Raw genomic sequence first — 24,152 nt, 5'->3', positions numbered from 1 at the left:
CTACAAATATAAATGAAGTTATTTAACTACATAATAAATATTCATTTATTTTCTAGGGGCTCAATTTTGAAAAGTTCTTGTAATAAGTATTCTGGGAAATGAGAAAACAGAGCAAAATACCCTGAGATTTTGCTAATTATTGTAAAAAATTAAATGACAATCAAGGGCCTTAAGCTTAACTTCTTGTCCGTTTCTTAAGAATTTTATGCCTAACAAGAACGATAGGGAAATGAAGTTTTTTATAACAACTTGGCGAAATTATAACTTGCGAAAGTCAGATTATCGGCGCTGGCGGCCATAGCTTCTTCAAGCGTACAAATACCTTTGATGATTGATGTGGCGTATGAAATGCCCAAATTCTCCTGTAAATTTTGATTAATGGCTACTGATCCACAAAATGCAGCTACCGGAATACTCTTTTGTTTTGCCGATTGAACAACACCATCAATAGTCTTTCCCGATAGGGTTTGTCCATCTAACTGACCTTCTCCCGTAATAATCCAATCAGCTCCAATAATAGCTTCATCAAAGTTCGCCAAGTGTTTGACCATGTTGATTCCGGATTCCAATTGTCCGTTTAAAAAGGCAATGGCACCCCCTCCAAAACCACCGGCAGCACCTGCTCCAGATACTTCCTGCAAATTCAAGTCCATTATATCTTCAACAAGTTTTGCCAAATTGCGTAGACCTTGGTCCAAGAACTTAATTTCACTGGGTGACGCTCCTTTTTGAGCACCATATATGTAGGCCGCACCATTTTCTCCGTAAAAGGGGTTGGTAACATCACAAGCAACTTTTACGCTGACCTCGTTTAAGCGATGGTGTACGAAGCTTTTATCTATACTATATATATGTTGTAGGTTTTCACCAGTTGGTTTGAGTTCATTTCCAAAAGAATCTAAAAACTTAAAGCCCAAAGCCGTCGCCATGCCTATACCACCGTCGTTGGTAGCGCTACCTCCAATGCCTAGTATTATCTCTTCTGCACCTTTATCTAGGGCATGTAAAATTAACTCTCCCGTACCGTAAGTTGTAGTATACATACAATTACGCTCGTTTTTTGCCAGAATCTTAAGGCCTGAGGCTTCCGCCATTTCAATGTAGGCTATCTTTTCTTCTTCAGAATATAGATAAGATGTGGTAATTGGTCGGAACAGGGGATCTTTGACGGTCAATTGAACTTTGCTACCCTTTATATAATGTTGTACCACGTCAATAGTTCCGTCCCCACCATCCGCCAGGGGCATCTTTACGATTTCGGCATCATTAAGTACTTGTCGAATACCTTTTTCTACGCAGTTACAAAATTCAAATCCGGTAAGTGAGTCTTTATATTTATCAGGTGCTATTACAAATTTCACGTTAAGGTAGTTTAGTTGGTCGTTTAAGTTTTTAGTTGATATGTTTAGAGGATAGCTAAAAATTCATAGCTCATTCAACCTATTTCACCTCTAAATTTTCGGTTGAAGCGTCAAAAATAAGCGTTGAAATACCAATTTTAACATAATTTATAGGAAAATTGAGTGAAACCTATGAATTTTTAATAAGTAGGTGAAGGAGGGTTTTAGTGAACTTTGTCGACAGATATGAACCCCTAATCGAATTAGTTATGAAAAATTCGCTAACCTCTAACATGTTTTTTGCATGTTTGATCACTTGTTACTGTAGTACCGCTACAGCACAGTACTCTACCAAATCAAATACTGTGGCAGACCATCAAGTCGAAAGAAAGATGGAGCATTACAGAATTTTAAAGGAACAAGGTTACAAAGACCAAGAAATTTTTGAAGACTTGGGCAATGCCAACTTTCTAAACGAAAATTATGCTGCGGCATCTTTTTGGTATGAGAAGTTAAAAGAGTCGAAAAAAGGTGCTCCGTTGAGCAAAAGTTACCAAAAGCGTTATCATTACGCTATGAAAATGTCAGGTGCGACCGCTGATGCTTCAAAAGATGAAACTACCGACTGGGTAGCCGAAGTAAGAAGCGATTATCAGATTGATAATAATACGGTAGCCAGCTTTTTAGAAAGACCTGTCACCGAAAGATATAGAGAGTTAGATTTTGAAAGCACCAACGGTTCCTTCGTGGTCGATGACCAAAGCGTGGCCGAAGAGGGCCTAAGAGCTCACATCGGCGAAGATGTTGATAAAGAGCATGCCTATAAAATGCCCGTGGCCGTAACGCCAAACGGTAATGTGGCTTATTTCAGCAAGACCGTAAAAGAAAAACCATTGACCGGTATTTTCTCAAAAAAGGAGCAAGTACATAAAATTTACCGTGCCGAAAGAGTAAATGGTGACTGGACCAATATTAATGAAGTGGCCGTAGCACCAAACCATTCATCGGCGAAGCATCCTGCAATTTCTGCTGATGGAAGAAGACTTTTCTTTGCTTCGAATATGCCAGGAAGTTATGGCGATTTCGATATCTATGTTTCGGATATCAACCCTGACGGAAGTTTGGGAGTAGCCAAAAACCTTGGCCCTAAAGTGAATTCTAAGAAGAATGACCTTTACCCAAAAGTGGTGGGTAACCAAACATTGTTTTTCGCTTCTGAAGGAAGAAGAGGTTATGGTGGCTTAGATGTTTACATGACGCAGGTAAGCAAGAAAAAGGTTGACTTGGCCGTAAACCTAGGAAGTGAGATTAACAGCGATCACGATGATTTTGCCATAGCATTTACCAGCGAGAACGGTAAGGCCTATGTCATGTCGAACAGAGGTAAAGGTAAAAACTCGGTTGAGCGCATTGCTTTCACTTACGCTGAAGAGACCCAAAATCTTTCCGAAGATAAGAACGAATACAACCTAATGGAGGCTTTGAATTCGGAGTCACAGATTCGCTATACCACTTCGGTATTCGAAGATGAATAAAAATGGAACAATAGTGTAGGCCGTTCGGTTACCGCCTGCGGCCTACATAAAAAGCTATTGCCCGTTTACCGGCCTTGAAATAGGTCAACCAGTTAATCCCAAATATCACTACCATGAGCTATAATTGTAACACTACCAAGAGAACCGTTCTGTTTTTGCTGTTCTGCGCCTATATCGGGATACAGATGGGTAAGGCCCAAGAAGCGCCGACCACCCAGTTCAATTCAAAAAGCACATATCACAACCAGTTGTTCTATAACCGCTTTTTGATCAACCCTACCTTTTCATTGGTGAGAGAGAACAAGTCGTACATAAATATATTGCACAGAAACCAGTATGCGACTTTTGAAGACAACGACCAGAATTACTTTCTGGGCTTCAGCAACCGCATGAACAACAATACCGCATTGGGTATCAGTGTATATAGCCAATGGTCTGGGGTTGTACAAGAGTTCGGCTTCAATGCCAACTATGCTACGGCCGTTAAATTGGGCGACAAACAGAAGCTCACTTTTGGTACCAACGTCACTTATTACAGCGAGGGCTTGGATCGCAATAGAATTATAGCTGTGGAAAACGATAACAAAATATTGGATTCTAAAAAAGAGAACAAAGTAGCCATTCAGCCAGGTGTAACACTTTCCTGGGGAAGTTTTGACTTCGGTCTATATGCTACCGACCTCTTTAAGTACAACCAGACGGCGAACTCTTTTATGACCAATTTAAGTACAAAAAGCGTCAAAGCTTCGGTACAATATAGCTATGGCTTTATGGCCAATAGAGGTCTGTTTGCAGACGCTAGGCTAATGCCGCTGGTCCAAGTAGGCCAAAACATAGATGGTAGTATTGATTATGTAGGATCTATTTTGTTGGATATGCCGACCTTCGGATGGTTTCAGGCCAATTATGATGACACTTATGGACTTAGTGGAGGTTTAGGCTTTAATTTGAGTAAAAGAATGTCTTTAGGCTACATTTTAGAAAAAGACTTGAATCAAGATGATGCCGACTTAGGGTGGAACCACGAAGTTTCATTGGCCTATAACTTTAATGACAATCGAGAAACGGTAAACAGCCTTGTAGACGCTTCTAACGATGCCCAGATAGATAGAATAGTGAGAAACTATGAGGAGCAGATTTTAAAGCTGAAAGAAGAAAATGAGATGGCAAGGGCCAATAACCGTACAACCTTGAAAAAAGAGGCTACGAGTTCACTTGCTGTAAAAGATGAAAGTAATGCATTAGCATACGAAAACAGATTGATACTAGATGAAATGATATTAAGACAAGACTCTATAGATGCCGCCAGAGATGCCGCCTTCGAGGCGCGATTGGCAAGCTTGGTAGATGTCTTGAAAGATGAGATACGTCAGGTAAAAGGTAGTGGTGTTGAATCGAAAGAAGAAAAAGGAGGTACTCGTACCTATTATACCGGCGTAGCGGTCAAGTCAATGGAGAAAAAGGCTACCGAAACCCGTCTTGCCAAGGCTGAGCCGAATGAAGTTAAGCAGGTAGATGTGGCCGAAGAACAGAGCGACGCTATTGAGAATGCAGTTGTAGAGAACGAGATTCATAAATCGGTAGATGCTTTCTTCAATCAAAGAGAAGAAGCGAGAAAGCTTCAAAGAGAGCAACGAGTGGCTCAATCAGAGTCTAAGCCTCTTAAAGAAGCGAACACGAACGTTGCCGAAGACTTAAAAGAACAAGTTGATTTACCGATACGAGTATTGAACCAGGCCGATATCGTCGGTGTACAGTCAGGTTACTATGTAATAGCTAATGTGTACAGTAATAAAAAGTATATGAATGCCTTTATGGACAGCCTTAAGAAACAAGGTTTGGAAGCAGGTCAATTCTATAACAAAGAAAACGGACTGTACTATGTGTACTTGGCAGACTACAATTTTAAAGAAGATGCAAAAACAGCTTACATATCCAATATGAACGGTAAGTACCTGAATGAAAAATGGATCATGCAAGTTGACGACCAATCAGCAATAGTGCATAACAGCTATGATGATTGATTAAAATATTAACTTATGGTTAGTGGGACCTGATTTTTTTGGTAGAAAATTAGGCGAAAACAGTGGGGGAGGCTCCGCTGTTTTTTCGTTTATATACATTTGAACGACGATTTTTTGATGGTAAAACCCTCATTTTAACAGGTAAAACAGTATCGATAAGTGGTTTATTTATTCCGATGAATGGAAGTTATCTGTGGTTTTTTGGTGTATTTTAACGAAAACAGATAGTGAAAAACTAGCTCGGAAAGTAAAATTAGTATGTTTGGTAAACCAAATCGAAATAACCTATGTTATGAACCCCCAAATCCCATTTACCATGAAGTACTACCAAAAACATTTCCGAAAAAAGAGCACTGGTCTAAAGTTTAAATCAAGTGCAGAACCTCTCATCTCCTGAGAGTGAAATTTAAAGTTTGTTCAAAACCCTACCAAGTTTTTGAGTAAACTGTTCAAAAGCCAAATTATTTACTGTTGCCTTTAAGATTCGATTGTAAAGGGGTACCCTCCTGATAAAATTGATGCTTAATCAGTCACCTTATTTTGTCGCTTTACAGGTTGATACCTATGAAGAATGAACTACCTATGCCTAATTTTAAATTATAGAGGGCTGGGCAACAGGGGCTTGTTGAACTTTTTGAAATGAGTTTAACCATGATAACTTGTTTAAAATCAATGATTTGAAACTTGTTTTCTAAAATCCCATCTTACCATGAATACCACATTATCTAAAATCATTGTCATTGATAATGATGTACAGTTTCACTCGGCCTACCAAACGTATTTTGAATCATTTTTAGAATACTCATTAATGGGAATCTACACCACCGTAGAGAACGCACTGGCGGATTACGATTCCATTAGGCCCGACATTGTTTTTTCTGAAGTTGAATTGCCTGACACCTCTGGTATTGAGGGCATTCAACTTTTCAGAAAAAAAGACGCTGATGTTAAAATCATTATGCTCAGCAAAAACAAAGATTTTGATATGGTCAAAAAGGCATTTAAAAATACCGCCAATGGCTATCTATCAAAACCGGTGAGCGAACGCACGCTTTACAACGCCTTAGATTCTATAAAAAGCGATGGCGCCACCATGAGCAATGACATTATCAGTCAAATTATTTCAAAATTTCAAGGTAAATCCTATGAATTTTTCTCTGAAAGAGAGAACCAAGTGGTTGAATACCTATGTCAAGGTGCCACTTATAAGACTATTGCCGAAAAATTATTTGTGACGGCCAGCGCAGTGAATTTTCATATTCAGAATATTTACCTGAAACTGAACGTGAATTCAAAATCGGAGGCTTTAAGAAAATTGCAGGAAATGGAATTTTCCCGTGCCCTAATTTAACTTACTTAACTTATGATTTGGCGGACTTACAAGGTGAGTCCCGTTACTCCTGCTAAGGGACCGTAATCAACGGTCCCTTTTTATATTCTACAATAAACCGACGTTAAATTGCTAAATTGGTTTGATTTAAGAATTAAAATAAGGCTATTTTTGTTAAAAGTGCTATTAAATGTAAGAGTAGGTTCTTTGCGTAGTACCTTAAAATACCGAAAGACCTGCACATTGAAATTTGAATATGACGGATAGTGTAAAACAGTTAGAATGGCGATATGCGGTAAAGAAATTTGATGAGCATAGAGAGTTGCCAAACGAAAAGTTATTGCGATTAAAAAAAGCGTTTAACCTAACGGCCACCTCCTATGGTCTGCAGCCCATTACGCTGTTGGTCATCACCAATAAAAAATTGCAGCGGCTGTTGGTACAGCATTCTTACGGTCAAGAGCAGGTGGCGCAAGCCTCTCATTTATTGGTCATCTGCACCCAAAATAGAATAGATAAAGAATATATTCAAAAGTATTTCGAAAATGTAAGAACCGTTCGCGGTACTTCCGATGAAATTTTGAACCCCTTTAGAGAGGCTTTGGTCAAAGATTTTTCAAGTAAAGAGGTTGAAGAAATAAGGCAATGGTCGAAAAACCAGGCCTACCTTGCTTTGGGGAATTTGTTGGCCGTATGTGCTATGGAAGAAGTCGATTCATGCCCTATGGAGGGCTTTGTTCCTGAGGCATATACAAATCACCTAAAATTAGCAGAAAAAGGGCTCGAGCCTGTTCTTGTACTTCCCGTCGGCTATCGGGCCGAAGATGATATGTTTTCTGAGTTTAAAAAAGTACGTAAAAAACTAGAAGACAGTATTATAGATATCAATTAATAAATAATCACTGTAAATTTTATAAATGCCAGGATTTGAACTTTTTGGGGACCTAGAGCGTGCCCAAGTAAATGACGTTTTGCAGTCTGGAGTTTTAATGCGCTACGGATTTGACTCCATGAGAAACGGACATTATAAGGCCTTAGAGCTTGAAACCGCCTTATCCAAGAAAATGGATGTTGACCATGTACAATTGGTCAGTAGTGGTACAGCCGCATTGACCGTAGCATTGGCAAGTGCAGGTATAGGCGCGGGTGATGAGGTTATAATGCCCACCTTTACTTTTGTTGCGAGTTTTGAATCGATACTGGCCCTAGGGGCCATTCCTATATTGGTAGATGTTGATGAGACTCTTACCCTTGACCCTGTGGCTGTTGAAAAGGCAATCAATCACCGAACCAAGGTGGTTATGCCAGTACATATGTGCGGCTCAATGGCGAATCTTAAAGAGTTAAAGGTTATTTGTGATAGGCATTCGCTTCTTCTGTTAGAAGACGCTTGCCAAGCCATAGGAGGAACCTTTGAAGGTAAGGCTCTTGGCACCTACGGCGATTTAGGTTGCTTTTCTTTTGACTATGTTAAGACCATCACCTGTGGTGAAGGTGGTGCCGTCGTTACGAATAATGAAAAGTTTAAAATAAATGCCGACCGGTATTCTGATCATGGGCATGATCACATAGGTTCAGATAGAGGTGCCGAAGGTCATCCTTTTATGGGATACAATTACCGTATTTCAGAATTGAACGCTGCGGTAGGTTTAGCGCAATTAAAACGATTGGATGATTTTATAGTCATTCAAAAGAGGAATTACACCATTATTAGAGAGGCCTTATCAAAAGTAGAAGGAATTACCTTTAGGTCGGTTCCTGAGGGAGGTGAAGAAAGTTATGCTTTTCTGAGTTTTTTTATGCCCGATAGCGAGCAAGCTAAAAAGGCGTCTGATCTTCTTAAAAAATCAGGTGTAGATGGTTGCTTTTATTGGTACGATAATAATTGGCACTATTATAGAAAGTGGCAACATCTTTCTACAAAACAATCGCTCACAAAGTTATCTTTTGAGGTCAATGAACTGCTTCCTGACTATTCGGAGGCCGATTTTTCAAAATCTGACCATTGGGTCGGTAGAAATATATCTTGCTTGATAAAATTGAGCTGGTCTGAAAATGAAGTACTTGAAAGGGCCAATAAAATGGTAGAGGTACTATCGGCCATTATCCGATAGATAATAGGGGAAGCACTTAATTAATTTATTTATATTTATTAGCTATAAAATTTATCAAACCAAAATTAAAAGGAACATGAAATCTATAAAAATTTCCATTCTCTTGATTGCTTTAACTATGGGGATGCAGTTGCAGGCTCAAAACACTTATACAAGTGTTCCTCCAAAAGAATCCCCGATGCCGATGAAACCAGAAATGACGGAGATATGGGAACCTGAAGTGCCAGTGGTTACACCTGGAAAAAAATTAGGTGATGCCCCATCTGACGCCATTATCCTTTTCGACGGAAGCAGTTTGGATCAATGGGTAAGCCAAAAAGACCCTAGTAAACCTGCACCTTGGAATATTGTTAATAATGATCATATGGAGGTGGAGCCTGGTTCTGGGGGTATCAGTACTAAAATGAAGTTCGGAGACTGTCAGTTACATATTGAATTCAGTGCACCCGATAAAGTAGAAAGTGCTAGTCAGGGTAGGGGTAATAGTGGTGTTTTTCTTCAAAACCGTTACGAACTGCAAGTTTTGGATTCTTACAACAACAGAACCTACCGAAACGGTCAGGCAGGTAGTATTTACAAAGACCATGCGCCATTGGTAAATGCCATGCGCGGCCCGTTAGAGTGGAATACTTATGATGTTATTTACCGTGCGCCAAGATTTAAGGAAGATGGTACCATTGACACCAAAGCGACCATTACCGTTTTACATAATGGGGTTTTGGTACAAAACGATGTCGACATTAATGGGATCACTTATTATATAGGTCTTCACAATTACCCGGAGGCTCATGGCGAAGATGTTATTTCACTTCAAGACCATGGAAATAAAACACAGTTTAGAAATATTTGGATCAGAAGATTGTAATGGGGCAACTACCCAAATGAAAAAGGCAAGCTAAAGCTTGCCTTTTTTTATGCTGTTAGGATGGGTGATTAGTTAATTAATAACCTACGTAATCCACTATTTCAAGCCCATAACCTACAATGCCCACTCTCTTCGTTTGCGGGGAATTCGAAAGTACCTTCAACTTAACAATACCTAAGTCATGAAGTATTTGGGCCCCAATTCCAAAATCTTTTGCATCCATTTCTACTTTTGGAGCTTTGTAGACACCCTTTTTCTGTAGTTCTTTAAGTTCTGCTAAACGCCCCAGTAAATTTAACGACTCAGGGTTTTGATTGATAAATACAATCGCACCGCGGCCTTCTTTATCGATAGCCTTAAACATATCTTCTAGCTTACTATCAATGTTATTGGTCAAGGTACCTAAGATATCATTATTGACCATGGTAGAATTAATACGGGTCAATACTTCATCCTTTTTGGTCCATGAGCCCTTGGTTAAAGCCAAGTGAACATGCTCATTGGTGGTCTGTTGATAGGCCCGGAGCCTGAAATTTCCAAATCGGGTAGTTATTTCGAAATCCTCTTTTTTAGATATTAGACTGTCATGCTCCATTCGATAGGCAATCAAGTCTTCAATGGATACTATTTTGAGGTCGAACTTCTTGGCCACTTCGAACAATTGTGGCAATCTGGCCATGCTACCGTCATCGTTCATAATCTCAACAATGATTCCAGCGGGTTGTAGACCTGCCAAACGGGCAAAATCGATGGCAGCTTCTGTATGGCCTGTTCTTCTGAGTACACCACCTTCTTTGGCAATCAACGGAAAAATGTGTCCCGGACGGGCCAAATCATGCGGTTTTGTTTCTGGGTCGACCAAAGCGCAAACGGTTTTTGAACGATCGGAAGCTGAAATTCCTGTTGTAACCCCTTTTCCCCTTAAATCAACGGAAACGGTAAAAGCGGTTTCCATAGGGTCGGTATTGTTGGTCACCATTTTGTGGAGACCTAAATCTTTACATCGGCCTTCGGTCAAAGGGGCACAGATCAGTCCTTTACCGTGGGTAGCCATAAAATTGACCGTTTCAGGAGTGGCCAACTCTGCGGCAGCCAAGAAATCTCCTTCATTTTCGCGATTTTCGTCATCTACCACGATGATGACCTTTCCGTTACGAATATCTTCTATGGCCTCTTCTATGGTATTCAATTTCGTCTTCTTTTCAGTATCGGTAATCATTCCTCTGCTGGTTTAGCCTTCTTAACAAAAATTCTTTTAATTCTGTCAATTCCGTTTCCAAAACTCATCATGCCCCGATCGGCAGTAGCTCTCTGTGTTAAATAGATGCCCAAAGGTAACATTATCATTGAAGATAACCATGCGCCCAAAATAGGGTGAATGTTGCCTTTGTAAGAGTAATTCTCGGCAAAAACGCCCAAGAAATAATAGACCAGGAATAAGAGAATGGCCACCACCATGGGCAGACCTATGCCTCCTTTTCTGATAATTGCACCCAAGGGTGCGCCCACAAAAAACAGAATAATACAAGAAAGCGCTAATGCGTATTTATCATGTAAAGAAAAAATATGCCTGCGGTGTATTTCATAGCGCTTGTCTAGCTCCATTTTTTTGCCATCTATTGATGTCATGATGTTGGATACGGAGTTCTTCGCCGCATTAATAATTTGTCCTTTTTGGTAATCTTTGAATAGTTCAATAATGTCTCCGGTAAAAAATTCTGTTTCCGAAGAGGTGGCTAAAGCATTGGTTGAATCTTTTGATATGAGGGCACTATCTTTCTCAATTGGAGATTCTTGAAGAGCAATGGAATCTTTGATTCGTTCCTTGCCTTTTTTGGCCGTTGTAGTATCGATTTTTATAATAGGAGTAAACGCACCCATTCTATTGACGATATTCTTTGAGAAGGCCGTTACAATTCTTCGGTTATCGTCTTCCAAAGAATCCATATCTTTCAATAAGCGGGAAACATTCTTCATTTTTTCCCTGTTAGAAACATTTTCTTCTTCAAGATCTTGCTCCATTTCAGGAATCTCTATGTTCATTCGATAAATCTCATAATTTGATTTAGCGAAAGGATACTTTCTCTTGTTGTCGTCACTATTATTCTCAACATCCCGGTAGTAATGGCCGTCTCTTAAGACCAATTGTATCAATTCAGACTCTTCACTACTGATTAGTTCACCGGTCTTAGCTTTGATGACCGTGGTGTTTACATTGGTTTCTGATTTTTGATGTATGATGACATTCCTTAAAAAGCGATCCTTTTCACCGTACTTGTCATCGACCTTGATACTCATGCCTTCAAAGTCACTAAAAACACCCTTTTCAATGGCTGCGGCCGGTTTTACCTTGGCAATATTTCGCCGCATGTTATAAATCTTCTGTTCTGAAGCGGGTATGACGTTGTTGGCAAAATAAAAAGTGACACCACCCAACAGTACCATAAAGACGATTAAGCTTAACATGGCCCGTTGTAGCGATATGCCAGAAGCCTTCATGGCGGCGAACTCGTAATTTTCGGCAAAAGTACCAAATGTGAGAATAGAGGCCAGAAGAACGGTGAGGGGTAGAACCTTTTCCGTTAGGCTAGGCATCATATAGAAAAAGAACTTTCCTATAATCATGATATCCAGTCCTTTACCTGCAAAATCGTCAATAAAAAGCCAGATCGTCTGAAAGATGAAAATAAACATCAGTATGACGAACGAACTGAGAAAATTATAAAGAAATCGCGATAGAATATATCGGTCTAGAATTTTCAATGCTGCGGACTTAGTTTTTTATAATGTAGTAGCCGTCGCTTTTATATTTGGCCTCGTCAAAAGTAAACAAGGTTTTTGACAATGTTTGGTCCGTTTTGAAAGTATTAACTGTGATGGTTGTAGTCGTGCCGTTTTTTCCGGTTTCGATAACCTTATAAATATGTTTTGTTTCGGCATCAATACCCAATAAAATATTCTTTATCTCTGAGTTGGTATCTATTGGGGTCAATTTGACGAATAGGATTTTTCTACCGTTTACATTTTGCAATATATCCATCTCATAATTGTGGCCCTCACGATAGAAAGTAAGCATTTTTGCCGGTGTTAGGGCATTCTCATCATTTGATTTGTCTTCGATAGTAACCTCTTCGTTTTCAGGTACAATAGTGTAAACTTTTGAGCCATCGTATAATTGGGTCGCCCCGAAGAAGTTACCTAGGTATTTATCGCCTTGTAAGGTTACATCGCCGCGAGTTTCTTGATTGATGCCAGCTTCAGAATTATTGAGAACATATTTGAAATCTACGTGTATGTTGTCATAGCTTTTGACCTTATTATATACATCTTCCAGGAGTGCTTTGGCCTCTTCCGAATTCTGGGCAGAAATGGTAAGCGAATTAAAGCTTAACAATAGGGTCAATGCGAGTATTAGTTTCTTCATTTTCTTATTTTGTTTCTATTTTAATTTCCTTCATTGCTTAATAAATGGTCAAGAGCCACCAAATCTTGTACCAGCACTTGGCGTGCCTTACTTCCTTCAAAGGGACCCACAATACCAGCGGCTTCTAGTTGGTCGATAATACGACCCGCCCTGTTGTAACCAAGTTTTAATTTTCTTTGGATGAGCGATGCAGAGCCTTGTTGGGCGGTGACGATCACCTCGGCCGCCTCGCGGAACATTGCATCCCTATCCGCTATTTCATAATCAATACTTGTGCCAGACTCCTCACCGGAATATTCGGGAAGCTCATGCGCATTGGGGTAGGCCCTTTGAGAACCGATGTATTCGGTAATCTTATCGACTTCTGGCGTATCGACAAACGCACATTGTATACGTGTAACATCGTTACCTTGGGTGTATAGCATATCACCACGCCCAATCAGCTGATCGGCACCTTGAGTGTCTAAAATAGTGCGGGAGTCGATTTTCGAAGTTACCCTAAAAGCTATTCGGGCCGGGAAGTTGGCTTTAATGATACCTGTAATAACGTTCACCGAAGGTCGCTGTGTAGCAATAATCAAGTGAATACCAATGGCTCGGGCCAATTGTGCCAATCGGGCGATAGGGGTCTCTACCTCTTTACCTGCGGTCATGATCAAGTCAGCAAACTCATCGATTACCAGAACGATATAAGGTAGGTATTTGTGGCCGTCGTTCGGATTCAGTTTTCGGGCCTTAAATTTGGCGTTGTACTCCTTAAGATTCCGTACCATGGCCGTTTTTAAGAGCTCATAGCGGTTATCCATCTCGATACATAGCGAGTTCAAAGTATTGATTACTTTGGCATTGTCGGTAATAATTGCCTCTTCGCTGTCAGGCAATTTCGCCAAAAAGTGTCGCTCTATTTTATTATAAATTGAAAGTTCTACCTTTTTGGGGTCAACCAAAATGAACTTTACTTCTGCCGGATGCTTTTTATATAATAATGAGGTAAGAACCGCATTCAAACCGACCGATTTACCCTGACCAGTGGCACCGGCCATTAAAAGGTGGGGCATTTTGGCCAAATCGACTACAAAGGTTTCATTACTGATTGTTTTACCGAACGCAATCGGTAGCTGCATTTCGGCCTTTTGAAATTTACTGGAGGCTATGACCGAACGCATCGAGACGATAGAGGCATTTTTATTGGGCACCTCTATACCGATGGTACCCTTGCCGGGAATCGGGGCTATGATACGAATACCCAATGCCGCCAGTGAAAGCGCGATATCGTCTTCCAAATTTTTAATCTTGGATATTCGAATACCGGCCTCCGGAACAATTTCGTACAAGGTTACCGTAGGGCCGATGGTCGCCTTTATCTGAGAAATGCCAATTTTGTAGTTCTTGAGGGTTTCGACAATCTTGTTCTTGTTTTCCTCTAACTCCTCTTGATTGATAGTGATTCCGCCCGTACTGCCGTGCTGATCAAGCAATTCAATAGTAGGGAATTTATAATTGCCCAATTCGAGGGTAGGGTCGAACTCGCCAAAATCTTGCACCAATTTGTCGGCAATGTTGTCGGTCTCTTCTTTTTCCTCTACAATTTTTTCTACCTCCATGTTCAGGTTTTCCGATTCCTCTTCTTCAACAGGAACGTTGACCTGAAAATCGTCCTTTGGATTATCTTCTTTCTCTAGATGCGGAATATCTTTCTTGTGGGTATAAGTATCAATTACCACGGGTTTTTCCTCCACAGGTTCGGTTATTGGAGTATCCCTTTCGTCATTGATACTTTCTTTGACCGTCTTTGTTGATTTAGAGTCCTTAATGGTCTTTTCTCCTTTAGCAAAAGCTTTTGCCATGCTATCCGGCGAAAATTTAAAGAACCTCACCAAAATAAATACCAGACCGAAGATTAGAATAAGAACGACCCCGATGGTTCCGGTATAATCCTTTAAAAAATCATTCATTTCATAGCCAACCAGACCACCAAGAAGGGGATGCGTTTCTGCTACAAAACCAAATGCGACTGAAATCCATATCATAAAAATGAGACCCCAGATCCATTTCTTCAACAACCCTTTTTTATCCAGGTTCAAGAAGAGGTATAGGCCTGTAATACAAAGGAGGACCGTAAAAATAAGCGAAGCCAACCCAAACCCCTTATACACAAAAAAATGGCTAACAGAGGCCCCGAACTTATTTAGAAGATTTTTTGCTTGTTCATTTCGGTCGGCGAACTCGCTCAAGAGGCTTTGATCGTCTTGCCAGGTAAAATAAAAGGATACAAATGAGAAAAATAACGCCATACTAAACAGAATCAATAAACTGCCCAGTATAATGGTATTCTGTTTAGATGGGCGAAGGCTCATCTTTTTCGTTGTGGTCTTTTTTTTGGTTGTTGTTTTCTTTCTCGCCATTACATTTTTCCACTGTGTGCAAAAGTACGTATTACGCGCATTTCGGCACGAAGTTTACCTAAAGTCTTTTTTGTTTGTTGAAAAGTCGCCCTTAAAGGGCTTATTTGCTGGGGATTGTACCTACTTTTAGAAGGCATGATAGTGTTCTATTTAATAGGTGTCTTTTCAAATAGAAACACATAAAAAAGACAATTATTGTCTCGTTTGCGGAAGGACGTGGTTATCGTTACAATTATTGGGGGCGGTACATTAAAATACTTTTGGTAGGTAAATGATGAGCCCTACAATAATGGCCCCTATAGAAACCAACATCACGGCACCGGCGGAAACATCTTTTATAAAACCTATGCGTTCATCAAAATCTGGATGGATGAAATCGCAAATCTTCTCAATAGCTGTATTGGCACCTTCAATGCCGACTACCAGAGATATTGCCAAAACCTGTAAAATCCACTCGGTATTCGAAATCTGATAATAGAAGCCGGCAATCGTTACCAAAACGGCAAGTGCTACCTGAATTTTGATGCTGGCTTCCGTTCGAATCAGAAGAAGGGCTCCACGTAATGCGAAGCCCACACTTTTGATTCTATTTTCTACGAAAGTTTCTTTACGCATCTGCCAATGCCTCTAAAGCAGCTTTATAATTAGGTTCATCGACCGTTTCAGAAACTTGTTCGGAATAAATGACTTTTCCGTTTTCATCAATAACCACTACTGAGCGAGATAGAAGAGATTGTAGGGGGCCATCTGTAAAGGTCAGCTGATAGGCATCACCAAAACTCCCGTCTCTAAAATCGGATAGCATTTCAACATTATCTATTCCTTCGGCACCACAAAAACGTGCTTGCGCGAAAGGAAGGTCTTTTGAAATACAAAGCACTATCGTGTCGTCTAACTCGGCCGCTTCTTCATTGAACTGTCTGACAGACTGTGCGCAAGTTCCGGTATCAACACTAGGAAAAATGTTCAAAACCACTTTCTTGCCAGAATAGTCTGAAAGTGAAGCGCTTGACAGGTCACTTTTAATTAATGTGAATGCAGGAGCTTGGCTTCCATTGCTTGGAAGGCTTCCTTTTGTATGTATTTCATTTCCTTTTAAGGTAACTGTAGCCATTTTTATTTCTTTATAAGATTGGATGTGAAATTAAAAAAATAAAAGTTGAATTACCTTAAACAAAGGTTATAAAAAAGAAAAGGTCGGTTACTTCAAAAGAAATAACCGACCGTAGTTTTTTATACAGATGTCAATCCGTTATTTATCTATTGAACCCATGACACGCTGCATGAATTCGTTGAGTGCCTCTTTTTGAGGCTTACCATCTTTGATCGATTTGTGTACTTCGATTGCTCCGTACATATTGGAAATCAATTCACCTATGGTATCAAGCTCTTCATCTTTTAGCGAGGGTACCTCAGTCAATGCTTCAAGAGTTTCTATGGTCTCGATAACATAGTCCTCGTCATTCTCTTGAATAAAGTTGGTCAAATGCTTAATTACTGGCAACTTCATTGATCAATTCTTTTAAGACGTCGTATTTATTGGTCTGTACTTGATTCTTGAATTCTCCATTCGCAAAGGCCGCAAAAGTCGGTAGGTTATCGACTGTCGCCAACTTTCTGCTTTCAGGAAACTTTTCGGCATCTGCGATTACAAAAGTGATGTCTTCATGTGTCGCTGCCTCTTTTTTGAATTTGGGCTTCATAATTCTACAATTGCCGCACCAGCCAGCGGAATATTGTACGACCACATTCTTCTTATCCGCAATTATTTCTTGTAGATTATCTTTATCTAATTCTAGTACCATTATTTTTTCGGTTTTAGTGATTGAATTGCGCCCCGCCGGCAGACGGGGCGCAGAAACTACATTATAACAGAATAAATCTTAGTTGGCGTGTGCAGCAAGGTAACTGGCAACACCATTTCTATCGGCTTTCATTGCTTCTTTACCTTCTTCCCAGTTGGCTGGGCAAACCTCACCTTTTTCTTGAACGTGAGTGTAAGCATCGATTAAACGAAGGTATTCGTTTACGTTTCTTCCTAAAGGCATGTGATTGATTCCTTCATGAAAAACAGTACCCTCTTCATCGATCAAGTAAGTTGCGCGATATGTTACATTGTCTCCTTCTACGGTTACAACCCCTGTGGCCTCATCATATTCTTCATTTGTAATATCAAGAATACCTAAAGTAGAGGCGAGGTTACGGTTGCTATCGGCAATCAAAGGGTACGTAACGCCTTCGATTCCGCCGTTGTCTTTTTCAGTGTTCAACCATGCGAAATGAACCTCTGCAGTATCACAAGAAGCACCGATGACGATTGTATTTCTTTTTTCAAACTCGCCAAGAGCTGCTTGAAAAGCATGTAATTCTGTTGGGCACACAAAAGTGAAATCTTTTGGGTACCAGAACAGTACTACTTTTTTATTGTTTTTTTGAGCTTCTTCCAAAACGTTGATTTTGAAAGTATCGCCCAAATCGTTCATTGCGTTTACAGATAGATTAGGGAATTTTTTTCCTACTAAAGCCATAATTAATTGTGTGTTTTGTGATTTCTATTTTCCCCAAAATTACATTCTATTGAACGATGTCAAAGCCCTTTGAACATTAATAAATCTTATTGATAGATAGTATTTATGAATGCCTATGCGCTTTTGTTCTGAATGTTGAGAAGGCCTTAATTTGAGGGGTGCTAAATTGGCATTATCCCAATTATGTCAGTTCAAAATATTGAATCTGATAAAAGTGATTTTTTAATAAAATCGAGAAATTTTTTTTACGCGGATATTTTCGAGGAAAGTTGCTTGATTTTAATATGCAGAGCAGCAAAAAGAAGGGTTGTAATAGGGCTGAGCCAGTTAAAAATGGCATAGAGGAAATACTCGCCCGTTCCCACACCTAAAACTCCGCTGTGATAGGCTCCACAAGTATTCCAAGGTACCAATACGGAAGTTACGGTACCCGAATCCTCTAACGTACGGCTCAGGTTTTCGGGAGCAAGATTTCTATCGGCATAGGCCTTACTGAACATTTTACCGGGTACAACAATGGCCAGATACTGATCGGAAGCCGTTACGTTAAGGGCCAAACAGCTGCCAACGGTGCTGGCGAAAAGACCGAAAGTTGATTTAGCCAAGTTCAATAATGATTTGGTGATTCGGTCTAGTGCTCCGATTCCATCCATTATACCGCCAAATACCATGGCACAAATGATTAGCCAAATGGTGCCCAGCATCCCTGCCATTCCGCTAGATGAGAATAAATCGTTCAAAGCAGCATTATCGGTGGGTACCGAGGTATCAACCGTTATAGCCTTTAAGATGCCTTTATATCCCGATTCAAAAGTTAAGGATGTTGCTTCCGTAATGCCAGCAACTATGCCGGGTTGAAAAATCAGAGCAAAGAGTCCACCTAACAAAGTACCTATCAGAAGTGCCCCAAGAGGTGGGGTTTTCTTAACGATCAAAATAATAACGATGATGGGTACGATAAACAACCAAGCATTAATATTAAAAGTGGCTTCAATGGATTCTAGTAGCGAGCCTACTTCGGCCGAACCACTGGTTTCAATATTCAAACCGATAATGACGAATACCAAGAGCGTGATCGATATGGTAGGCACGGTGGTGTACAGCATGTATTTGATATGTTCGAAAAGTTCACCGCCTGCCATAGCCGGTGCCAAATTGGTCGTATCGCTTAAAGGGGATAGTTTGTCCCCAAAATAAGCACCTGATAAAATTGCTCCGGCGGTCATGCCTAAAGAAATTCCTAACGCTTCGCCGATTCCGATTAAAGCGATACCTACGGTCGCAGAGGTCGTCCAGCTACTACCTGTGGCCACCGAAATAATAGCACAGATGATGACACATGCGGCCAGAAATATGGTGGGGTTCAAAATTTGTAGTCCGTAATAAATCATAGCGGGAATGATGCCGCTTACCAGCCAGGTTCCCGCAAGGGCGCCGACCATCAATAGAATTAAAAGGGCACCGGTCGTTGATCGGATATTCTCGGAAACTTCATCTATCATTTGGTTGTAGCTTACTTTGTTCAAGAATCCTACAATGGCCGCTACGGCACCCCCTAAGAGAAGAATAAACTGGTTCGATCCACTCAGCGCATCATCGCCGAAAACAAAAACGTTATATGCCAACATTAACACCAAGGCTACCACAGGAATGAGGGCTTCAAAAAGGTTAAGATCTTTGTTCGCAACGATATTCTCGTTCTCTCTGTGCTCGGCGTCCTGACTTTCTTGCATATAATTTGGTTTAGCTAATGCGTAATATTACAATTTTACACCGCTTTGTGCAACTGTATTGTATAATTGGCATTAGGGTTCGTCAAAAGGGAAATATGTGTTAATTTTGTACACTTAAAACAAAGAAAAATTTATGAGTCAATATGATGTGGCCGTAATAGGCTCAGGACCCGGAGGATATGTAGCGGCGATAAGATGCGCCCAATTGGGAATGAAAACAGCTATTATCGAGAAATATAGCACCCTAGGAGGAACCTGCTTGAACGTAGGATGCATTCCCTCTAAAGCCTTACTTGACTCTTCACATCATTACGAAGACGCCGTAAAGCATTTTGAGGCCCACGGAATTGAAATTGCCGGTGAGGTTAAGGTCGATTTAGATAAGATGATTGCCCGCAAACAAGGGGTTGTAGACCAAACGACAAAAGGAATCGAGTTTTTGATGGATAAAAACAAGATTACCGTTTATGAGGGTATCGGTAGCTTTAAAGACGCGACTCACATTGATATTAAAAAAACCGATGGAAAATCGGAGACTATCGAAGCCAAAAACACCATCATTGCTACAGGTAGTAAACCATCTACTTTGCCATTTATTGAATTGGACAAAGAACGGATCATTACTTCAACAGAAGCCTTAAAACTAAAAGAAATACCAAAACACCTTATAGTAATTGGCGGTGGCGTTATCGGTTTAGAATTGGGCCAAGTATACAAAAGGTTGGGTGCTGAAGTCACAGTGGTGGAATATATGGATCGAATTATTCCAACGATGGATGGGGCCCTTTCCAAAGAGTTGACCAAAGTGTTGAAGAAGCAGAAAGTGCAGTTCAACCTTTCTCATAAAGTAAAATCGGTTGAGCGCAGCGGAGATGAAGTTATAGTAAAGGCTGATGACAAAAAAGGACAAGAGGTCGAAATTAAAGGCGACTACTGTTTAGTGGCAGTAGGAAGAAGACCTTATACCGAAGGGTTAAATGCCGATGCTGCTGGAGTGAAAATTGACGAACGCGGTAAGATTGAGGTCAATGAACATTTACAGACCTCCACGTCTAATATCTATGCCATCGGTGATGTAATTAAAGGAGCCATGCTTGCCCATAAAGCGGAAGAAGAAGGCACGTTGGTCGCTGAACAATTGGCCGGACAAAAGCCTCATATTGATTACAATTTAATACCAGGTGTCGTTTATACGTGGCCGGAAGTAGCAGCTGTAGGTAAAACCGAGGAGCAATTGAAGGAAGAAGGAGTGGCTTATAAATCGGGCCAGTTTCCTATGAGGGCCTTGGGTCGTTCAAGAGCTAGTATGGATTTGGACGGTTTCGTTAAAATATTGGCTGATAAAGAAACTGACGAGGTACTTGGCGTGCACATGATAGGTGCCCGTTGCGCCGACTTGATAGCCGAAGCGGTTACTGCGATGGAATTTAGAGCTTCTGCAGAAGATATTTCTCGAATGAGCCACGCACACCCAACATTTGCCGAAGCCGTTAAAGAAGCAGCCTTGGCCGCTACTGAAGACCGTGCGCTACATATCTAAAATATTTGTTAGATTCAAGATTCAATTAAAAAAGCCCCTGAAAAGGGGCTTTTATTTTTTATATCACATCCAAAATGGGCGTTTAGTTTTTTGCCAATCCGAAACGGCGAAGCAATCGTATGATTCGAGGCTTAATGGTGTTGTATGAATAAATGGCCGCAAATTCTATTTGCTTCATGGTAAATTCAGTTCCTTTTGCAATTTGAGTTTTAATCTCTTCTTTATGGTCTTCGTATTTCAAGGCGGTATACGTAGAAATATACATGAAGGCAATGGCTCCGGGTATCGCAACATAAGGGTTTAGCGAATGGTGGAAAAAACGATATAGGCCTAACCCTGTAAAGCTTCCGTAGAGAATAATAAAGTGAACCACGTAAATTGATAAGGTGCTCTGACCAATCTTCAACAAAGTTCTGTTTTGAAGTAGGCGTTCCAATACCATAAAGATGGCAAAAACGACAAAAACGTCACCGAGTCTTATAAAAAGGTAATTGTTGTAAAAAATATCAGAGAACAATTTAATTCCTGTGGCTTCCGAAATGCTCAAAAAGAAAGGTGAGCTAAGTTTGATCAAAGCGAAACCTATTGCTAGCAAACTTGCTATCGTCAACGGAAAGAAATAGTTCCGGTCACGTAATTTATTGAATATTAAAGATATTGAAGCTCCCAAAGCGGCATATCCAAACCATGGAATGATGGTGAAAACCGATCCGTTTGCTTTAGTAACGTAATTGGCAAACGCTTGCGGAAGAAAACTAAAGCCCCACTGTTTATATAGCGGCTCGAAAAGAAACAGAACAATTGCAATGGCCGAAAGTGTTAGGCCGAATACAAGATTTCTCTTGCGATAGGTAAGCAAGTAGATCCCGATAATGCCCAATAGCGACAACCCGATGCAATGAAGGACATCCACAATATAAAATGATGGATATATTTGGCCATTCAACAGCCCCATAAAATTGGTTCGTAGCAAATAGCCGATAAACAAGAGTTCTAGCCCTCTTTTGATGCCTTTTTTCACTCTTGGGTTGTTAAAACCCTGACCATCTTTTCCTTTTACCAAAAGAAAGGTGAAGATAAACCCTGAAACTGTGAAGAAAACAGGGGCGGTGATTCCCCTAAAATATTTCCAGATAGAATAGCCGACGTTGCTATCGTCGCGAAAAGCAGTATCGAGCAAACCATCTATAAAATGCCCTTGAAGCATCATAAGAATGGCCCATGCCCTGATGGCATCGATAAAAAAGAGTCGTTTTGACGAATTGGTCACCTTTGTTGTTTGTTTTAGGTCTTCGACCTATATACTTGTAAAACAGTTGTTTTGGATGTTTTCGCGGTCAAAATTATATAAAAAACTCGCAAATCAATTGTATTTGCTATATTTTCGCCAAATCACATATTTAAGTACGTTATGGCTAAGATTTTGGCATTCGCAGGAAGCAATTCTTCTCAATCTATCAATTACAAATTAGTTCAGTTTACGGTTTCAGGTCTTGATAATCATGAGGTGCAATTGCTGAACCTGGCCAATTTTCCTTTTCCTATGTACAGTGAAGATTACGAGAGGGACAACGGCTACTCGAATTCTTTGATTGAATTAAAAAATGACATTGCCGATGCCGATGGTATCATTATCGCGGTGAACGAACATAATAGCAATCCTTCTGCATATTTTAAAAACCTAATTGATTGGCTTTCAAGACTAGAGCGCACCTTTCTTCAAGATAAGCCGGTATTGCTCATGTCTACTTCAAAAGGTAAAAGAGGGGGAGTGGGAGCCATTGAAGTGGTTAAAAATATATTGCCTCGATTTGGGGCAAATGTTACCGCAACATTTTCACTGCCGTTTTTTGCCGATAATCTAGGTACTAGCAATCAAATCGCAGATACAGAACTGGCAGAGGCTCATTCGAAGGCCCTTAAAACGTTTCTTGAGCAAATCTAAACCCGACGGCGTTTGCGCATCTTAAATACCTTAAGTCTAGATAACACCGATGTTTTCAAACAGAGACTGCTTAAGTGGTCAAAACAATTTGAAGAGGTAGTTTGGCTAGACAGCAACAACCATCAGAACAAGTATACCGCTTTCGATGCTTTGCTGGCAGTCGACGGTCTAACGAGTATCAAGACCGATAGCGAAAATGCTTTTAACGAGCTTTCGGAATACCAGCAGCAAACCCAAGATTGGATTTTCGGTTACCTTTCGTATGACCTAAAAAACGACCTCGAGCAGCTTGATTCAGATAATTATGACGGTCTGGAATTACCTGAACTTTACTTTTTTCAACCTAAGAGAATTATTTGGGTTAAAGAAGATGAAGTAACCTTTTGTTATTTAGGTATGGTGGCGGATGAGATTGATTCGGATTTTGAAGAACTTAAGATTGTTAGGACTGTGGATGAGGATGAAGATGGGCATTCTAAAAACATTCACATTAAACTCAGAATGTTCAAAGATGAATATTTTAAGCGTGTCAATTCTTTACTTAGCCATATTAAGCGGGGTGATATTTATGAGGCTAACTTCTGCCAAGAATTCTATGCCGAGAATACTATTATCGATCCATTGAAAACTTACCGGAACCTGAACTCGATTTCCAAAGCTCCTTTTGCAACCTTTTGTAGGTTTTGGGATTCTTATTTGTTATGCGCTTCCCCAGAAAGATATATCAAGAAAAAGGGTACGCATGTGATATCACAACCCATCAAAGGAACGGCCAAAAGGTCTGACGATTCCCTAATTGATGAAGCGTACAAGAATCATCTTAAAAAAGACGTAAAAGAAAGGGCAGAAAATGTCATGATTGTTGATTTGGTACGTAACGATCTTTCGAAAAGTGCTATAAAAGGAGGGGTGCGTGTCGAAGAGCTTTGTGAGGTTTATACGTACGAGCAGGTACATCAAATGATTTCTACGGTGGTAGCAGAAGTGCCTGAAGGGGTAAAACCAGTTGATATCATTAAGGACTCCTTTCCGATGGGCAGCATGACCGGTGCACCAAAAATTTCAGCTATGCGCCTTATTGAAAAGCATGAAAACTTCAAAAGGGGGCTTTACAGTGGTGCTGTAGGCTATTTTAAGCCCGATGGAGATTTTGATTTTAATGTGGTCATCCGAAGCATTCTATACAATTCCAGTAGAAAATATGTTTCCTTTTCAGTGGGTAGTGCGATTACTTCGAGGGCAAATGCCGAAAAGGAATATGAAGAGTGCCTGTTAAAGGCAAGAGCAATGAGACAGGTTTTAGAAAATAGCTAGTTCCTAGTAAGTAGTCGTTTCATTTAGTAATCTTTGCCTGTTCATTATCTTTGCA

Annotated in this window: 21 protein-coding genes; 9 read left to right on the top strand and 12 right to left on the bottom strand. The window is 40.3% G+C overall.

All coding sequences use genetic code 11. The features are described 5' to 3' along the window. Positions 1-239: 239 nt before the first annotated feature. Positions 240-1,361 carry a glycerate kinase gene (locus D1013_RS13005; RefSeq protein WP_121849244.1) on the bottom strand — a complete coding sequence of 374 codons (1,122 nt, stop codon included), beginning with the start codon at positions 1,359-1,361 and terminating at the stop codon, positions 240-242. A 248-nt stretch (positions 1,362-1,609) separates the two neighbouring features. On the opposite strand from D1013_RS13005, the gene D1013_RS13000 reads away from it, so the two are divergent. The 6 genes from D1013_RS13000 to D1013_RS12975 all read left to right on the top strand — a co-directional run bounded on the left by D1013_RS13000 (position 1,610) and on the right by D1013_RS12975 (position 9,208). After that, on the top strand, positions 1,610-2,875 hold the full coding sequence (locus D1013_RS13000) for a TolB family protein (protein WP_121849243.1): 1,266 nt from the start codon (positions 1,610-1,612) through the stop codon (positions 2,873-2,875). A 113-nt stretch (positions 2,876-2,988) separates the two neighbouring features. Then, positions 2,989-4,899 (top strand): PorP/SprF family type IX secretion system membrane protein, encoded by a 1,911-nt coding sequence (locus tag D1013_RS12995; protein ID WP_121849242.1) that lies wholly within the window; start codon positions 2,989-2,991, stop codon positions 4,897-4,899. Between the two features lie 709 nt (positions 4,900-5,608). Then, entirely contained in the window at positions 5,609-6,250 is a 642-nt protein-coding gene (locus D1013_RS12990) for a response regulator transcription factor (RefSeq protein ID WP_121849241.1), read from the top strand. Between the two features lie 235 nt (positions 6,251-6,485). Further along, entirely contained in the window at positions 6,486-7,121 is a 636-nt protein-coding gene (locus D1013_RS12985; protein ID WP_121849240.1) for a nitroreductase family protein, read from the top strand. A gap of 25 nt (positions 7,122-7,146) precedes the next feature. Beyond that, positions 7,147-8,343, top strand: a complete 1,197-nt coding sequence (locus tag D1013_RS12980; protein WP_121849239.1) for a DegT/DnrJ/EryC1/StrS family aminotransferase — start codon at positions 7,147-7,149, stop codon at positions 8,341-8,343. Positions 8,344-8,419: 76 nt separating this feature from the next. After that, positions 8,420-9,208, top strand: coding sequence for a 3-keto-disaccharide hydrolase (locus tag D1013_RS12975; protein ID WP_121849238.1), 789 nt, complete (start codon positions 8,420-8,422; stop codon positions 9,206-9,208). A 76-nt stretch (positions 9,209-9,284) separates the two neighbouring features. Here D1013_RS12975 and ribB read toward each other — a convergent pair whose 3' ends face one another. The 10 genes from ribB to nhaC form a co-directional block, all read right to left on the bottom strand. Continuing rightward, positions 9,285-10,427, bottom strand: coding sequence for a 3,4-dihydroxy-2-butanone-4-phosphate synthase (gene ribB, locus D1013_RS12970; protein ID WP_121849237.1), 1,143 nt, complete (start codon positions 10,425-10,427; stop codon positions 9,285-9,287). Beyond that, positions 10,424-11,902, bottom strand: a complete 1,479-nt coding sequence (locus tag D1013_RS12965) for an LptF/LptG family permease (RefSeq protein WP_240467916.1) — start codon at positions 11,900-11,902, stop codon at positions 10,424-10,426. The genes ribB and D1013_RS12965 overlap by 4 nt, the downstream gene beginning before the upstream one ends. 79 nt (positions 11,903-11,981) lie before the next feature. After that, positions 11,982-12,632, bottom strand: coding sequence for an outer membrane lipoprotein periplasmic chaperone LolA1 (locus D1013_RS12960; RefSeq protein WP_121849235.1), 651 nt, complete (start codon positions 12,630-12,632; stop codon positions 11,982-11,984). A gap of 20 nt (positions 12,633-12,652) precedes the next feature. Further along, complete coding sequence (locus tag D1013_RS12955) at positions 12,653-15,037, bottom strand: DNA translocase FtsK (protein ID WP_121849234.1); 2,385 nt, start codon at positions 15,035-15,037, stop codon at positions 12,653-12,655. A gap of 249 nt (positions 15,038-15,286) precedes the next feature. Continuing rightward, entirely contained in the window at positions 15,287-15,652 is a 366-nt protein-coding gene (locus tag D1013_RS12950; RefSeq protein ID WP_121849233.1) for a diacylglycerol kinase family protein, read from the bottom strand. Next, positions 15,645-16,151 (bottom strand): thiol peroxidase, encoded by a 507-nt coding sequence (tpx, locus tag D1013_RS12945; protein WP_121849232.1) that lies wholly within the window; start codon positions 16,149-16,151, stop codon positions 15,645-15,647. The genes D1013_RS12950 and tpx overlap by 8 nt, the downstream gene beginning before the upstream one ends. Before the next feature lie 138 nt (positions 16,152-16,289). Then, positions 16,290-16,547: a DUF6952 family protein gene (locus tag D1013_RS12940; RefSeq protein WP_121849231.1), complete on the bottom strand. Its 258-nt coding sequence runs from the start codon at positions 16,545-16,547 to the stop codon at positions 16,290-16,292. Beyond that, positions 16,528-16,842 (bottom strand): thioredoxin family protein, encoded by a 315-nt coding sequence (locus D1013_RS12935; RefSeq protein WP_121849230.1) that lies wholly within the window; start codon positions 16,840-16,842, stop codon positions 16,528-16,530. Before D1013_RS12935 ends, D1013_RS12940 begins: the two co-directional genes overlap by 20 nt. Before the next feature lie 78 nt (positions 16,843-16,920). Further along, positions 16,921-17,565 carry a peroxiredoxin gene (locus D1013_RS12930; RefSeq protein ID WP_121849229.1) on the bottom strand — a complete coding sequence of 215 codons (645 nt, stop codon included), beginning with the start codon at positions 17,563-17,565 and terminating at the stop codon, positions 16,921-16,923. A 245-nt stretch (positions 17,566-17,810) separates the two neighbouring features. Then, positions 17,811-19,298: a Na+/H+ antiporter NhaC gene (gene nhaC, locus D1013_RS12925; protein ID WP_121849228.1), complete on the bottom strand. Its 1,488-nt coding sequence runs from the start codon at positions 19,296-19,298 to the stop codon at positions 17,811-17,813. Between the two features lie 133 nt (positions 19,299-19,431). On the opposite strand from nhaC, the gene lpdA reads away from it, so the two are divergent. Further along, a complete protein-coding gene (lpdA, locus tag D1013_RS12920; protein ID WP_121849227.1) occupies positions 19,432-20,838 on the top strand; it encodes a dihydrolipoyl dehydrogenase in 1,407 nt (468 codons plus the stop codon). A gap of 82 nt (positions 20,839-20,920) precedes the next feature. Here lpdA and D1013_RS12915 read toward each other — a convergent pair whose 3' ends face one another. Further along, positions 20,921-22,108 carry an acyltransferase family protein gene (locus D1013_RS12915; RefSeq protein WP_121849226.1) on the bottom strand — a complete coding sequence of 396 codons (1,188 nt, stop codon included), beginning with the start codon at positions 22,106-22,108 and terminating at the stop codon, positions 20,921-20,923. Between the two features lie 141 nt (positions 22,109-22,249). Here D1013_RS12915 and D1013_RS12910 point away from each other — a divergent pair, with 141 nt between their 5' ends. Continuing rightward, entirely contained in the window at positions 22,250-22,783 is a 534-nt protein-coding gene (locus tag D1013_RS12910) for an NADPH-dependent FMN reductase (protein WP_121849225.1), read from the top strand. A gap of 12 nt (positions 22,784-22,795) precedes the next feature. Then, positions 22,796-24,097: an anthranilate synthase component I family protein gene (locus tag D1013_RS12905; RefSeq protein WP_121849224.1), complete on the top strand. Its 1,302-nt coding sequence runs from the start codon at positions 22,796-22,798 to the stop codon at positions 24,095-24,097. Positions 24,098-24,152 lie beyond the last annotated feature (55 nt).

Origin of the sequence: Euzebyella marina (assembly GCF_003687485.1) — a bacterium.
Taxonomy (GTDB): domain Bacteria; phylum Bacteroidota; class Bacteroidia; order Flavobacteriales; family Flavobacteriaceae; genus Euzebyella; species Euzebyella marina.
This window is presented reverse-complemented; position numbering and strand designations above follow the sequence as displayed.

What these genes read in the sequence shown, in the direction of transcription:
- D1013_RS13000 (WP_121849243.1), top strand. Translation starts at nt 1,610, where the DNA reads ATGAAAAATTCGCTAACCTCTAACATGTTTTTTGCATGTTTGATCACT.
- D1013_RS12995 (WP_121849242.1), top strand. Translation starts at nt 2,989, where the DNA reads ATGAGCTATAATTGTAACACTACCAAGAGAACCGTTCTGTTTTTGCTG.
- D1013_RS12990 (WP_121849241.1), top strand. Translation starts at nt 5,609, where the DNA reads ATGAATACCACATTATCTAAAATCATTGTCATTGATAATGATGTACAG.
- D1013_RS12985 (WP_121849240.1), top strand. Translation starts at nt 6,486, where the DNA reads ATGACGGATAGTGTAAAACAGTTAGAATGGCGATATGCGGTAAAGAAA.
- D1013_RS12980 (WP_121849239.1), top strand. Translation starts at nt 7,147, where the DNA reads ATGCCAGGATTTGAACTTTTTGGGGACCTAGAGCGTGCCCAAGTAAAT.
- D1013_RS12975 (WP_121849238.1), top strand. Translation starts at nt 8,420, where the DNA reads ATGAAATCTATAAAAATTTCCATTCTCTTGATTGCTTTAACTATGGGG.
- ribB (WP_121849237.1), bottom strand. Translation starts at nt 10,427, where the DNA reads ATGATTACCGATACTGAAAAGAAGACGAAATTGAATACCATAGAAGAG.
- D1013_RS12965 (WP_240467916.1), bottom strand. Translation starts at nt 11,902, where the DNA reads ATGTTTATTTTCATCTTTCAGACGATCTGGCTTTTTATTGACGATTTT.
- D1013_RS12960 (WP_121849235.1), bottom strand. Translation starts at nt 12,632, where the DNA reads ATGAAGAAACTAATACTCGCATTGACCCTATTGTTAAGCTTTAATTCG.
- D1013_RS12955 (WP_121849234.1), bottom strand. Translation starts at nt 15,037, where the DNA reads ATGGCGAGAAAGAAAACAACAACCAAAAAAAAGACCACAACGAAAAAG.
- D1013_RS12950 (WP_121849233.1), bottom strand. Translation starts at nt 15,652, where the DNA reads ATGCGTAAAGAAACTTTCGTAGAAAATAGAATCAAAAGTGTGGGCTTC.
- tpx (WP_121849232.1), bottom strand. Translation starts at nt 16,151, where the DNA reads ATGGCTACAGTTACCTTAAAAGGAAATGAAATACATACAAAAGGAAGC.
- D1013_RS12940 (WP_121849231.1), bottom strand. Translation starts at nt 16,547, where the DNA reads ATGAAGTTGCCAGTAATTAAGCATTTGACCAACTTTATTCAAGAGAAT.
- D1013_RS12935 (WP_121849230.1), bottom strand. Translation starts at nt 16,842, where the DNA reads ATGGTACTAGAATTAGATAAAGATAATCTACAAGAAATAATTGCGGAT.
- D1013_RS12930 (WP_121849229.1), bottom strand. Translation starts at nt 17,565, where the DNA reads ATGGCTTTAGTAGGAAAAAAATTCCCTAATCTATCTGTAAACGCAATG.
- nhaC (WP_121849228.1), bottom strand. Translation starts at nt 19,298, where the DNA reads ATGCAAGAAAGTCAGGACGCCGAGCACAGAGAGAACGAGAATATCGTT.
- lpdA (WP_121849227.1), top strand. Translation starts at nt 19,432, where the DNA reads ATGAGTCAATATGATGTGGCCGTAATAGGCTCAGGACCCGGAGGATAT.
- D1013_RS12910 (WP_121849225.1), top strand. Translation starts at nt 22,250, where the DNA reads ATGGCTAAGATTTTGGCATTCGCAGGAAGCAATTCTTCTCAATCTATC.